A 13,288-nucleotide genomic window follows, 5' to 3' on the forward strand; every position below is an offset into this window, starting at 1 on the left:
CTCATCCGATGCGGGAGGCCTCCTGCACAAAAATGTTGCGCATCCAAATGCTCGCCGGATCAGCGTTGTGAAGAGCAGGCCACTGGACGGATTCGGTGAACGCAAAGTCCGGCAAAGGAGCTTGGATCGTTCGCAAGGGCATCGTTTTCTTGAAATGGTTGAACATCCTCGATGGCATTGTCGCTATGCGATCAGTTCCCAATATCAGGGGGGGAATCAGGCTAAAGCCCGGCACAGCGACTTCGACGCGAATCTTGAGATCATGCTCAAGCAAAAGCCATTCAGCGAACGAAGGTCTGATCGTCCGCCCAAATCTGGCCGTAACCTGTCCAATCGATAAGTATCGCTCTAATGTAAGCGGCTCAGCTAGCTGCTTGTTCTTGGGACAGCCGACGTACACGAATCTTTCGTCAAACAGCGGCATTTTTGGATGCGTATGCGACATGAACAATTCCGGACAAACCAAGAAGTCAATCTCACCCCGCCGGAGAAGTTGATCGGGGTCCTCTTCGGGTGGCAGCAATTCGAAGGAGACGGCCGGAGCTTCCTGCGCGACGCGATCCACGACCTTTCGAAGAAACACGGTCATCATGAAATCTGACAGGATGATCCTGAAGCGACGATTCGACTGCGCCGGTTTAAATCCGTCGGGGGAGATAATGGAGAGTTGGATGTGCGACAGAGCCTCCCGAACTGGGGCAGCAAGCGCTTCGGCTCGCGGCGTGGGCACAAGCTTGCGGCCCATCATCGTAAAGAGCTCATCGTGGAAATAGGCGCGCAACCGGGCCACAGCCGCGCTCATGGCCGGTTGACTCAGGTTGATTCGCCGCGCCGCCGCGGTGAGGTTCGGCTCCGTCATGAGAGCGTCGAACGCGACGAGAAGATTTAGATCAAGGCCGTTGAAACGCATGGTGCGAATTTATCCATCGTGTGGATGTGCTTCATCTAAACAATCGATTTTACCTGTTCACGGGAGTGCGGCAAAATTTTAGATGGAGAGTTAGAGTTAAGACATAGCAGTTCGATGACAAACTGCTGCATACAAAGGGTTGGAAAAGCTATACCAAGGTTTGCTGTACGCGATCCGGCGAACGCTTGCCGCTTCTATATCAGCTACTTGCTTCCTTAGAATCGAGAAGCCCTCCGACTTCGCTTTGGGTTTGCCGCGAAACGCGAGCAGGCGACTGCAGCTATCAACCGTAACTGCAAACCGGCGAAGGAATCGCGAACCGTTCCAGAGTGCAGAATGGTATTTGAAATCCACATGCAATGGCCGGTGGTTGCGAGGCATGTGAAAAACCGAAAGCCCTGCCTCATCGCGACCGCCACAGACAGAGCGGTCACGCGCGGCCACTGCAAACCACATAAACGTCGGACAACTCGGCATGCTATGTGCACTCCTCCGTCGGTTCAGCCGGTCACGTCCTCGGGGCGAGCGCCCACGAGCTTCTCATAGAGTGCTGGATCAGTCGCGCCCTCGGTATTGATCAGGAAGACACGGGCATTTGAGCCGAGCCCGATCTCCGAACGAAACGCCGGATCACCCGCCACCTTTGCCAATCCAGCGAGACCGACTGCGCCACTTTCGCCGGCGACGATCGCCAGATCGCCGTCGACGGGATAGGCAAGCACCTTCATCATCGTAACCGCCTCGTCATCCTCGACGGTCATAAAGGCATCGGCAACCCGCGAAAGAATGCGCCAGGCAACAAGTGATGGCTCATAGCATTCAAGCATCGCCATGACGGTTGGTCTGTCGTGCGGCACCTTCACGATCTGGCCCGCCTTGGCGCTCTCGAGAAGGCAGGCGGCTCGATCCGGCTCCACCACAGTGAAGAAGGGTCTGTCCTTTCCGAATACAAGCGAAAAATGAGCGGCAGTCGCCGCTGCGATGCCGCCGACACCGGCCTGGACAAACACGTGGGTTGGAGGCTTTGGCAGTGCACCAAGGGCCTCACGAAGTAATGCAGTATAACCTTGCATAACGAAGCGAGGGATCCGTTCGTAGCCTGGCCAAGATGTGTCGGAGACCACAATCCAGCCCCGCTCGTTGGCGATTTTAGATGCCGAGGCAACGGAATCATCGTAGTTGCCCTGAACACGTTCGATACGGGCACCATACCGCGCGATCGCTCGGCAGCGCTCGTCGCTCACTCCAGCATGAACAAAGATGACGCAGTTTGCGCCCACGAGTTGGGCGCCTTGTGCAACCGATCGGCCGTGGTTGCCGTCGGTGGCGCACGTCAGGGTTATTCCAGCGGCGATTGTGGCGACTTCCGGTGAGCGCCACTCAGAAATGTCTACTGGACGGCCCCATCGTTGCGATGCGAGCCCAAGGACAAGCTGTATGACCGCATAGGCTCCGCCGAGTGCTTTGAAGCTGCCAAGATCCAGTCGTTGTCCTTCGTCCTTGACGTGGATGGATCCGACATCCAGACGACGGGCAACGGCAGGAAGTGAAACCATCGGGGTAGGGGCCGTCCCCTGCCTATGCTGGAGGAAGCGCTCCACTGCCAGGGCAGCCTCGATGCCGAGAGCATCGGCATCGGAGGAATCGAGCGGCAAGCGATAGTTACTGAGCGTATTGCGAAGCAGCATGGCGTTGTGTTGTGTTGACCAAATTCAGCGGCATACCTACGATAGGGCACTGGCGAGGCCGCAAAGTAGAGCGGTTCATTCCATTCCAGCGCTTGATGTCAGGCTGCCTTCTCCGACCAATACCGATTACGCAATTCCCGCTTCATGAGCTTGCCCGTCTGTGAACGTGGGACTTCATCCACAAAATCGATGCTGCGGGGCGCCTTGTAGGCGGCAACACGATTCTGCGATGATTTCTTCCGCCAAGTTCTCGCTGACTTCCGCGCCAGGCAGCAATTGCACTATGGCTTTGACCTGTTCGCCCATATCAGGATCGGGAATTCCGATGACGGCTACGTCCGCGATAGCGGGATGCAGCACCAGAACGTTCTCAATCTCTTGAGGATAGATGTTGACCCCGCCTGAAATGATCATGAACGCCTTGCGATCGGTCAAAAAGAGGTAGCCGTCCGCATCGACGTGTCCGATGTCGCCCACAGTGGTCCAGTACGGATGCGCCGGATGTTGCGCGGCCCGCGTCTTTTCCGGCTCATCGTGACAGACGAACGGCATCCTATCGCGTTCGAAATAAATCGTACCCGTCTGACCGGCTGGAAGTTCGCTGCCGTCCTCACCGCAGATGTGAATCTTCCCTAGCACGGCGCGACCGACGGAGCCCGGCTTCCCGAGCCACTCGTCGGGGCCGATCACGGTCATCCCGTTCATTTCGGAGGCGGAGTAGTACTCCCACAATATCGGCCCCCACCACTTCATCATCAGTTGCTTGACTTCAACGGGACACGGTGCGGCAGCGTGAACCGCGATCTGCAAACTGCTCACGTCATATCGATTCCGAACTAACTTGGGCAATTTGAGCATCCGCACAAACATGGTCGGCACCCACTGACTGTGGGTCACCTTGTAGTCTTGGATGGCAGCCAAAGCGGCTTCGGTATCGAATTTATCCAAAACGAGTGCGGTGCCACCCAGTGCCTGGACGGTCGCGCAGGTTCGTAGCGGCGCTGCATGATAGAGAGGCGCAGGGGGCAGATAAATTGTCCTCTCATCAAAGCCAAAATTCGACGAAAACATCTGCACCATTGTGTCGCCGGGGTCGGAAACCTGTCGCTCCGGCAAAGCATGTCTCACGCCTTTTGGCCTCCCGGTCGTGCCGGAAGAGTACAGCATGTCGGCGCCGCGCGGTTGAGACGCCGGGATCGTGGCGCGAGCGGTCTCCAGTATCTGCTGGTACGGTTCGTAACCTGCCAGATTTCCCTCAGAACAGACGCGGTGCCTTAGTTTTTCGCGGGCGTCGATTTTTGATGCCGTCTCGACTCCACCACGTCCGACGAACAATGCCGCAGCGCCCGAATCTTCGAGCATATAGTCGACTTCACTGGGGCTCAGCCGATAATTGATCGGCATCAGATATAGGCCGGAGCGCTGAGTGGCCCAGTAGATATCGGAAATCCAAGAGCTGTTGTCACAGAGTACGCCCACAACGTCGCCGAGCCGCAAGCCCCGGCGTCGAAGAGCCAGTTTGCAGCCCTTCGAGACCGATCCTCCAATTCGGCGCATGTCAAGATCTCACCGGTTGCCGTCATGATGAGGGCGGGGCGGTCCGGATTTGTTGGTGCGTGGGTGCCCGGATACATCAACACATCTCTGAATGTCGCCTTTCCAACGGAGAGTCGAAATTTGGATTTAGAACAGAATTGCCGCGACTGAGCACCCGAGGGCGCCCCCTCCTCGTGGGTACTGGCTGCATCGACGGGCCGGGCAAGCTCTGCAGCTCCCGGCCCTTGAACTGATTACGATTCGAGCCTAGTCAATAACTGATGTTGACGTCATATTACTGGGTTCCGAGCTGGTGGTCAAGCGGCCGTGGTGCTATGGGTGGCAAATGCTGGAGACCGATTCCGCGTTGGAGCCGTTAGCCCCTGCCACCGCGAAGGGGGCGGCGATGCGTCAGCGCCTGCTGAACGCCTCGGCGCGCGTATTCGCGCGCAAAGGATACGAGGCCACCCGGGTCCAGGACATCGTCAAGATCGCTCGAACGTCTTACGGCAACTTCTACCGGCACTTTCGAAATAAGGACGAGATTCTGCTCGCCGTATTGCAGCCATTGGTCGACGAGATCTACGTCGCGAGTAAGCGAAGGTCGGGCCGCTCATTGAAGGCAACCGAAGCCGAGTTCGTTGAGAATACCATCGCTTATCTCAAGATCTATGCCCGACATCGCAAGCTGTTGCGCGTCATGCGGGAGGCGGCAGCTCGCGGAGAGAAAGCAACATTCCTTTCTCTCTATGTCAGCGAACGTCGCCGCTTCGTAAGGCGCACCGCGACTTGGCTGACCCGCCTTCAGGGATTGGGCGAACTAAGCCGTGAACTCGATCCTGAGATGGCTGCTGAAGTGCTCGGCGCCACGATGGAGCAGGTTGCCTATATGAAATTTGATCTCGCGCCGGAAGATCCAAGCGACGCGGAGATTGAGCACATAGGATCACACTGCGCCAAGGTCTGGTATCGAGGCGTGTTTGGTACCACCAAAGACGATCCCGCGGCGCCCAACTAGCATTCCCTTCTGCCATTGATGCGAGCGCGCCTGTGTCGCAGCCAAGCAGGCGCGACGCTGCTTGTTCATGAGATCTGCCCAGGGATCGCGAACATCGTTCGAGCGCTGACAATCATCAATAGAAAGCCAGGCGGACGGGCTTGGCCCTGCGCTCCACGGTGTCGGCTTGACGAGGCTAGTCGCGCGTTGCGGCGACCCTCGCGAGGTCGCGCGCGATGACCATTCGCTGAATATCTTCAGCTGATGCGCTTTACCTTCCCATCTCATGCTCTTTTGCGGCATGGCTCTCGGCTACATGGACCCGGAACATCCGATCAATAGTCTGCGAGCAGATCGTGCTGATCCATCCGAATTCATGACGATCCGCGGATTTTGATTAGGCGGGCTCGACTACGACGGAAGTCGCCCGATATCGAGCGTCCGTAAACTGATCAACGGTTTTGCGAGGAACAGCAATCATCGCGATTAACAGGGGGAAGCCGCACACCACCTTGAACGCAGCTCGCCATGCTGAACCCCAAAACCTCTTTGATTGATTCGCGGCCTTACCTAGCTCGCACGGAGGTCGGCGATCTCGAAACCGCGAAGTCGCCAATGACAACGTGACGTGAGAGCTATCCATGGTGTTGATGCGGCCCATCAACATAATCGATTTTACCAATCCTATAAGATCTCGCATAAGAAAAACGTCTCAGTTTGGAGAAAAGCCTTCGGCCAATCAGAATGGTGCTCGATCTTTGCATGAAGCCGAGAGAATATTTTCGGTGCTTGCCGAGCATCAAGCGCATTTTCAGTCCGGCCGGTGCTTGGGCGGCTGCACCGGTCGGTGGGCCGTGCCACTGTCGACGGAAGCCGGCGGAATGTAACAGCATCGTTCCTCCGAGACTGACTTCTGCCCGGTCACCCAAGGCGGCCGGGGTTCTTTTTGTGTGCCTTGTGCGAGCGACAGCTTCGAGATGGAAATCCTCTTTCCAGCTATCCGCTTTACGAATCTCTTGAGAAGGGGCAGCGCCATCGTGCTTGGCCCTCAATCCAGCCGACGATGATGAAGTTCATGCCGACAGATAGCTGGACTCCCCGCGGGTCGTCGATCTGCATCGAGTGTCATCGACCTTTGAGTGGCAACTTACGTGATGTGTCCACGCGTCGCCCCTACCGCGACTACGATATTGTTTCCTTGCCGGGAGAAGACTCTGCGCATGCGATGGCGCTCTGTTCACCACGCGCTCGCGCCTTACCCCCTCCTGCTGCCGCGACATGCTGCCATTCGATCGTGCTCGCCCAAACCGCGCTTCGGCTGGCGAAGCTTGTTCTGCGTCGCAGAATCCGAACGACCCAGATCCACAACAATCTGAGCACCAATCGAAGGTCTCAAGAATAGCGTAGCTGTTCTGAAAGCATTATTCTTGAAATTGGGGGATGTTGACCCGCATGTGTGGGATTGTAGGCATTTTGGGGCGCGAACCCGTTGCTGAGCGGCTGATCGAAGCGCTCACTCGGCTGGAATATCGCGGCTACGATTCAGCGGGAGTCGCAACGCTCGACGGCAATCATCTTGAGCGCCGGCGCGCCGAGGGTAAGCTGAAAAATCTTGAGACCAGCCTACGCCGCAATCCGCTACAAGGTCACACTGGTATTGGCCATACCCGCTGGGCTACTCATGGCAAGCCCACGGAGTCCAATGCGCATCCGCATACGACGGACAATGTCGCGGTCGTCCATAACGGAATTATCGAGAATTTTCGTGAGTTGCGCGCCGAACTTGAGCGGAATGGCGCCAGATTTGCCTCCGACACTGACACCGAGGTGGTGGCGCATCTGGTCGAATCCTATCTGAAGATGTGCTACTCGCCCCAAAAAGCAGTGAAAGAGGCTCTACCGCGACTGCGCGGTATGTTTGCCCTTGTATTCCTGTTCAAAGGGCACTGCGATCTCATGATCGCTGCCCGGAAGGGATCCCCGCTCGCGATCGGCTATGGCAATGACGAGGTGTATATCGGTTCGGATGCCATTGCGCTCGCGCCGTTCACCGACACCATCACTTACCTTGAAGATGGGGACTGGGCCGTGCTTACCCGGAAGATCGGCGTCATCTATGATTCCGAAGGCGCAGTCGCGCACCGCGAGATCCAGAAGTCCGGTGCGTCATCGCTCTTGGTTGACAAGGCGAATTATCGGCACTTTATGGCCAAGGAAATCCATGAGCAGCCGGAGGTGGTCGGACAGACTCTGGCGCGCTATATCGACGCAGCCCACCAACGTGTTGCGCTGCCTATCAAGCTGCCGTTCGACTTCAGAGATGTCCGGCGCATCACGATCACTGCTTGCGGCACAGCGAGCTATGCGGGCAACGTCGCAAAATACTGGCTCGAGCGTTTTGCCCGCCTGCCGGTTGAAGTCGATGTCGCCTCCGAGTTCCGCTACCGCGAATCTGCCGTGCGCAAAGGTGACCTCGCGATCTTTGTTTCGCAGTCGGGCGAGACCGCGGATACGCTTGCTGCGCTCCGCTACGCCAAGGCGGAAGGCGCACACACACTTGCGGTCGTCAATGTACCAACATCGACCATCGCTCGCGAGAGCGAAACCGTGCTGCCAACGCTGGCCGGCCCGGAGATCGGCGTTGCGTCGACCAAAGCCTTTACCTGCCAACTGATAGTGCTGGCCGCACTTGGAGTCGCGGCCGCCAGGGCGCGCGACGAACTGTCCGAGGATGAGGAGATCGAGTTGGTGCGTGGCTTGATTGAAATTCCTCACCTGATGTCGGTAGCGCTCAACACCGAGCCGCAGATCGAGAGGCTTGCATGCGACATCGCCAAAGCGCGGGACGTACTCTACCTCGGTCGCGGCACGAGCTTCCCGATCGCGCTAGAGGGCGCATTAAAACTGAAGGAAATCTCCTACATCCATGCAGAGGGGTATGCTGCGGGCGAGCTCAAGCACGGGCCGATCGCGCTGATCGACGAGACCGTGCCAGTAGTGGTGATCGCACCGCATGATCGCTTATTCGAGAAAACGGTCTCGAACATGCAGGAAGTGGCAGCGCGCGGCGGGAACATTGTCCTCATGACCGATGCCAAGGGCGCTGAAGAGGCGACACTGGATACGTTCGCCACCATCGTACTGCCCGACATGCCGGCCGCCTTCACGCCGATGGTCTACGCGATCCCCGTGCAGCTGCTCGCCTACCACACGGCCATCGTGATGGGCACTGATGTCGACCAGCCGCGGAATCTCGCCAAATCCGTGACCGTCGAATAGTGAGCCCGTCGGTCGCTTCTGGTCCTCAAACTGGCCTAGACAATTATGTCTGAGCATTCACGACTGGCCAGCGCCGCCAAGGTTGGGGCTGTCAAAGACGCCAGCGTCTCCCGCTCGCGGGTTGGACGCTGCGACGATGTCGGACAGGTCCGCGACACGCACATTCAGGAAGCCGTCCGCATGCTAGGTTCGCTGGCATCCCGTTTTGAATGTTCGCCCAGAAAGTCGGCGCCCCGCCAAGTTATCACTTCTCTGGCGTCGCACCAGTTCGGTCTGCAGGCGACGGTCGAGCAGGCGCAGGCGGCCTGCGACCAGGCGCAGGCGGGCATCGCCAAGCTGTTAGGTGCCGTTCTCCGGCGATCTTCGCGTGCGCCAAGCCGCGGTTGGCCAGTTCCTCACCGCTGGCACTGCGATCGTCCCGCTGACCGATCTCTCGCAGCTGTGGGCCAACTTCACGGCGACGCGAAAAGAGTCCGTCAACCTCGAGGTCGGCTAGGTGGTCGGCTCAAGTTGGATGCTTGTTCGGGCCGCGTCTTCGAGGGCGAGGTCGACCACCGTGCCGCAAACCGCCAGCGAGACCCGCAATATCCGTGTGCAGGCGACGATCGCGAACCGGAAGATCCTGAAGCCTGGCTTGTTCGTGACCGCGACGGTCGTGCGACCCGGCAACCATGTTGAAGGATGTGCCGAAGGGCCGGAAGCCGGGCGACAATGTCGTCGCCGTCGGCCGGCTCAAGCTGCAATCGGGCTTCGCTGTTGCGATTTCGTCCGATTCGGCGCCGTCCACTCCAGCCCAAGCGGCGCGTTACCGACTAATGCGCTCGCGTGATCCGGCGTGAAGCCGGGTCACACCAATCACGCAAACGAATTCGAGATCGCAGCAATGGCCTTTACCGATATCTTCATCAAGCGACCGGTTCTGTCGGTCGTCGTCAGTCTGCTGATCCTCCTGATTGGTCTGCGCGCGGCGATGGTACTGCCGATCCGGCAATATCCGAAGCTTTCGAACACGGTCATCAACATCACGACGGTCTACCCCGGCGCGTCTGCGGACCTGGTCCAGGGATTCATCACGACGCCCATAGAGCAGGCGGTCGCTTCCGCCGAGGGCGTCGACTACGTCACCTCGTCCTCGGTGCTCGGCACCTCGACGATCCAGGTCTACATCAAGCTTAACTTTGACCCGAACCAGGGGCTCACCGAGGTGCTCGCCAAGGTGAATTCGGTCAAATATCTGATCCCAAAGGAATCCAACGATCCGGTCGTCACCAAGACCACCGGCCAGACCACGGCCGTGATGTATATAGGCTTCTCCTCTGAGGAGCTCTCGGGCTCGGCAATCTCGGACTACCTGACGCGCGTCGTGCAGCCGGTGCTGTCGACCGTCGATGGCGTGGCGTCCGCCGATATCCTAGGCGGCCAGACCTTTGCGATGCGGTTGTGGCTTGACCCGGTGAAGATGGCCGGCCACAACGTGTCCCCGGCTGATGTCGCGGCCGCGATCACCGCCAACAACTTCCAATCCGCGGCCGGCCAGACCAAGGGCTACCTCATCCTCTCAAACATCACGACGAACACAGGCCTGACCGACGTCAACGAGTTCAAGAAGTTGATCGTCAAGGCCAAGGACGGCGGCTTCGTGCGGATGGAGGACATCGCCACCGTTGAGCTTGCAGCCCAAAGCACGGATGCGAGCGTTGCCTTTAACGGCGAGCACGCGATCTTCATCGGCGTGAACGCAACGCCGCAGGGCAACCCGCTGACCCTTGTGAACGGTGTGCGCACGCTGTTCCCCGAGCTCGAGCGCAATCTGCCACCGTCGATGAAGATGAAGGTCGCCTACGACTCGACCAGGTTCATCCAGTCCTCGATCGACGAGGTCGAGAAGACGCTGGGCGAGGCCGTGATCATCGTCATTGTGGTGATCTTCCTGTTTCTGGGCTCGTTCCGCTCGGTGATCATCCCAGTCGTCACCATTCCCCTGTCGATGATCGGCGTCTGTACGCTGATGCTGGCGCTCGGCTTCAGCTTCAACCTGCTGACGCTGCTCGCCATGGTGCTCGCGATCGGCCTCGTGGTCGACGACGCCATCGTGGTGGTGGAGAACGTCCATCGCCATCTGGAGGAGGGTGAGACGCCGGTGCAGGCGGCGCTGCAAGGCGCGCGCGAGATCGTCGGTCCGGTCATCTCCATGACAATTGCGCTCGCCGCGGTGTACGCTCCGATCGGCTTCCTTGGGGGCCTCACCGGCTCGCTGTTCCGTGAATTCGCGTTCACACTGGCAGGTTCGGTGATCGTGTCGGGCGTCATCGCGCTGACGCTGTCGCCCATGATGTGCTCGGGGCTGCTGAAGAACACGGAAGAGGGCCGGTTCGCCAAGCTGGTGAACAGGTTGTTCGGCGCCGTCACGCGCTGGTATGGCCGCAGGCTCGACCGCTCGCTCGACTATAAGGCCATCACCGGGCTGGTCGCGGTGACGATCCTTGGGCTCGTCGGGTTTCTCTACATGCACACGTCGAAGGAGCTGGCGCCCGAGGAAGACCAGGGCATCGTCTTCGCGGTGATCAAGGCGCCGAAATATGCGAACATCGACTATCTCGATTTCTATGGCGACAAGCTCGACAGGAAATTGCAAGGCTTTCCTGAGACCGATCTGCGCTTCGCGCTGAACGGCATCAACGGTCCCCAGAACGGTATCGCCGGCATGCTGCTGAAGCCGTGGGATGAACGGAAGCGCTCTTCGATCCAGTTGGTTCCGCTTGTTCAGGCGGAGCTCAGCAAGATTGAGGGCGTCCAGGCGTTCGCCTTCAACCTGCCGCCGCTGCCCGGGGGACCCGGCGGCCTGCCGGTGCAGATGGTGATCAATTCGACCGCGGGCTTCCAGGCCGTCTATGAGCAGATGGAGAAGCTGAAGGGCGCCGCGCGCAAGAGCGGCATGTTCATCGTCTCCGATAGCGATCTCGCCTTCAACCAGCCGACCGTGAAGGTGAACGTCGACCGCGCCAAGGCCCAGGATCTCGGCATCAACATGCAGAACATCGGCAGCGCGCTCGCGATCCTGGGCGGCGGCAATTACATCAATCGCTTCAACCTGGAGGGCCGTTCCTATCAGGTGATCCCGCAGGTACCACGCGAGAAGCGGCTCTCGCCGGAAGCGCTCGGCAATTACTACGTGGCGACCAGCACCGGCCAGCAAGTGCCGCTATCGACGGTGGTGTCGATCGAAACATCGACCGCTCCGAATTCATTGACCCACTACAACCAGCTCAACTCGGCGACCTTCTCGGCCGTGCCGATGCCCGGCGTGACCGTCGGCCAGGCCGTCGACTTCCTTGAAAGCGAAGCCAAGAAGCTGCCGCAGGGCTTCAGCCACGACTACCTTGCCGACTCCCGGCAGTACGTGCAGGAAGGCAATCAGCTCGCGATCACCTTCGGTTTCGCGCTGATCATCATCTTCCTGGTGCTGGCCGCGCAGTTCGAGAGCCTGCGCGACCCGTTGGTCATCATGATCTCGGTGCCCATGGCGATCGTGGGAGCGCTGATCCCGCTGTTCTTCGGCGCAGCGACCATGAACATCTACACCCAGGTAGGCCTGCTCACCCTGGTTGGCCTGATCACCAAACACGGCATCCTGATGGTGGAGTTCGCCAATGAGCTCCAGCTCAACGAACGGCTTGACCGCCGCTCGGCGATCGAGATGGCGGCGCGCATCCGGCTGCGGCCGATCCTGATGACGACGGCCGCGATGGTCACCGGCCTGATCCCGCTTCTGACCGCGACCGGCGCCGGGGCGGCCAGCCGCTTCTCGATCGGTCTCGTGGTTGTCGCTGGCATGTCGATCGGTACGCTGTTCACCCTGTTCGTGCTGCCGACGGTCTATGTGGTGCTCGCGACCGACCACCGTGCCCCAGGCCAGATCCGTGCGGAACAAGCAGCTCGAAGAGCTGAGTCTCGGCTCGAAGGCGGCGCGGCTGACCTGAGGGCGCTCGATTGAAGATCCAAGACGGCAATGGCCCATTGCCAAGGCGCATCCACGCCGAACCAAGTGCTAGCTGTGCGGAGATGAGGGAACTACCATTGGGCAGGCGTTGCGCCATAAGTCCGTGCAATCTTCAATGATAGTTGACGGCCAACAAATAAGCATATGTCAGGAAGCCCCGCGGTCAAGCTGTGCTGCTAGAGGTTAGTCCAACATTGTTTTTCGATTGAAGCAGCGAGCTCGATGCCCTCACCCAAGGAATCGACCATCTGTTTCAACCGGTTGGCTCGATCGACACGCCTCTCCGGAGGCTGCGAACGTCCGACCGTTCGGGTTGAAAGGCCTCAACTAGAACTGGCACGGCGCTCGCAGGATTGCTGTCGCCACATGCGAATACATCAACCGCCGCGTAGGACCTCTCAGGCCAAGTATGTAAGGTCATGTGCGATTCAGCCAACAACGCTATTGCCGAGACGCCGTGGCCCGGACAAAACTTATGAACATGAAGGTGGAGTAATGTCGCACTCGCCGCATGGATGGCTTTTCGGATGGCGTCTTCCGCAAGGGCCGGATCGTCGAGGTTTTTCGCTCCCCATAGCTCGATGAGCATATGCGTCGCTCCTGTTGACAGAGCCGGTGGTACTTCCTCTTCGTTATCAATAATCATAAAGCAATCTCCGTTGAATTGACGGCTCAATAAGATGAGCTATTCGGGATTTAGGTGACGAGGTGATCAGGCCGCGTGTTTTGCCGGTACCTGCATGACCTCAATATCGCCGTTGAATCAGATAACTGCGATGACCTTCGGCAACTGATTTGTGCCTTTGAGCCGAGGCCAAGTCCTTGATGTGGCGATCAGGGTTCTTACACAATCGATGTTACCGCTTGAGCGCCATAGG

The 13,288-nt window shown here is 58.8% G+C and carries 9 protein-coding genes; 5 read left to right on the forward strand and 4 right to left on the reverse strand.

Annotation, left to right across the window (positions count from 1 at the left end):
* Position 1 precedes the first annotated feature (1 nt).
* The 3 genes from RAD04_RS06725 to RAD04_RS06735 form a co-directional block, all read right to left on the reverse strand.
* Entirely contained in the window at positions 2–910 is a 909-nt protein-coding gene (locus RAD04_RS06725) for a LysR family transcriptional regulator (protein WP_461623109.1), read from the reverse strand.
* A 500-nt stretch (positions 911–1,410) separates the two neighbouring features.
* Positions 1,411–2,598, reverse strand: coding sequence for a diaminopropionate ammonia-lyase (locus tag RAD04_RS06730; RefSeq protein ID WP_461623110.1), 1,188 nt, complete (start codon positions 2,596–2,598; stop codon positions 1,411–1,413).
* 174 nt (positions 2,599–2,772) lie between these two features.
* Positions 2,773–4,095 carry an AMP-binding protein gene (locus RAD04_RS06735; protein WP_461623111.1) on the reverse strand — a complete coding sequence of 441 codons (1,323 nt, stop codon included), beginning with the start codon at positions 4,093–4,095 and terminating at the stop codon, positions 2,773–2,775.
* 385 nt (positions 4,096–4,480) lie between these two features.
* Between RAD04_RS06735 and RAD04_RS06740 the strand changes: the two genes are divergently transcribed.
* From RAD04_RS06740 to RAD04_RS06760, 5 genes are all read left to right on the forward strand, one after another.
* Positions 4,481–5,152, forward strand: a complete 672-nt coding sequence (locus RAD04_RS06740; protein ID WP_461623112.1) for a TetR/AcrR family transcriptional regulator — start codon at positions 4,481–4,483, stop codon at positions 5,150–5,152.
* A 1,431-nt stretch (positions 5,153–6,583) separates the two neighbouring features.
* Positions 6,584–8,410 carry a glutamine--fructose-6-phosphate transaminase (isomerizing) gene (gene glmS, locus RAD04_RS06745; protein ID WP_461623190.1) on the forward strand — a complete coding sequence of 609 codons (1,827 nt, stop codon included), beginning with the start codon at positions 6,584–6,586 and terminating at the stop codon, positions 8,408–8,410.
* Between the two features lie 367 nt (positions 8,411–8,777).
* Positions 8,778–8,906, forward strand: coding sequence for a hypothetical protein (locus RAD04_RS06750; protein ID WP_461623113.1), 129 nt, complete (start codon positions 8,778–8,780; stop codon positions 8,904–8,906).
* Between the two features lie 175 nt (positions 8,907–9,081).
* A complete protein-coding gene (locus RAD04_RS06755; RefSeq protein ID WP_461623114.1) occupies positions 9,082–9,249 on the forward strand; it encodes a hypothetical protein in 168 nt (55 codons plus the stop codon).
* 44 nt (positions 9,250–9,293) lie between these two features.
* The gene (locus tag RAD04_RS06760; RefSeq protein ID WP_461623115.1) at positions 9,294–12,404 is read left to right on the forward strand and encodes a multidrug efflux RND transporter permease subunit; all 3,111 of its coding nucleotides are present in this window, start codon (positions 9,294–9,296) and stop codon (positions 12,402–12,404) included.
* Positions 12,405–12,663: 259 nt separating this feature from the next.
* Here RAD04_RS06760 and speD read toward each other — a convergent pair whose 3' ends face one another.
* The gene (gene speD / locus RAD04_RS06765; protein ID WP_461623116.1) at positions 12,664–13,056 is read right to left on the reverse strand and encodes an adenosylmethionine decarboxylase; all 393 of its coding nucleotides are present in this window, start codon (positions 13,054–13,056) and stop codon (positions 12,664–12,666) included.
* Positions 13,057–13,288: the final 232 nt, after the last annotated feature.

Source organism: Bradyrhizobium sp. 25ACV (genome assembly GCF_054863005.1).

Bases quoted from the DNA above. Each gene is read 5' to 3' on its own strand.
- glmS (WP_461623190.1), top strand. From the start codon at position 6,584: ATGTGTGGGATTGTAGGCATTTTGGGGCGCGAACCCGTTGCTGAGCGG.
- RAD04_RS06730 (WP_461623110.1), bottom strand. From the start codon at position 2,598: ATGCTGCTTCGCAATACGCTCAGTAACTATCGCTTGCCGCTCGATTCC.
- RAD04_RS06740 (WP_461623112.1), top strand. From the start codon at position 4,481: ATGCTGGAGACCGATTCCGCGTTGGAGCCGTTAGCCCCTGCCACCGCG.
- RAD04_RS06725 (WP_461623109.1), bottom strand. From the start codon at position 910: ATGCGTTTCAACGGCCTTGATCTAAATCTTCTCGTCGCGTTCGACGCT.
- speD (WP_461623116.1), bottom strand. From the start codon at position 13,056: ATGATTATTGATAACGAAGAGGAAGTACCACCGGCTCTGTCAACAGGA.
- RAD04_RS06755 (WP_461623114.1), top strand. From the start codon at position 9,082: ATGTTGAAGGATGTGCCGAAGGGCCGGAAGCCGGGCGACAATGTCGTC.
- RAD04_RS06760 (WP_461623115.1), top strand. From the start codon at position 9,294: ATGGCCTTTACCGATATCTTCATCAAGCGACCGGTTCTGTCGGTCGTC.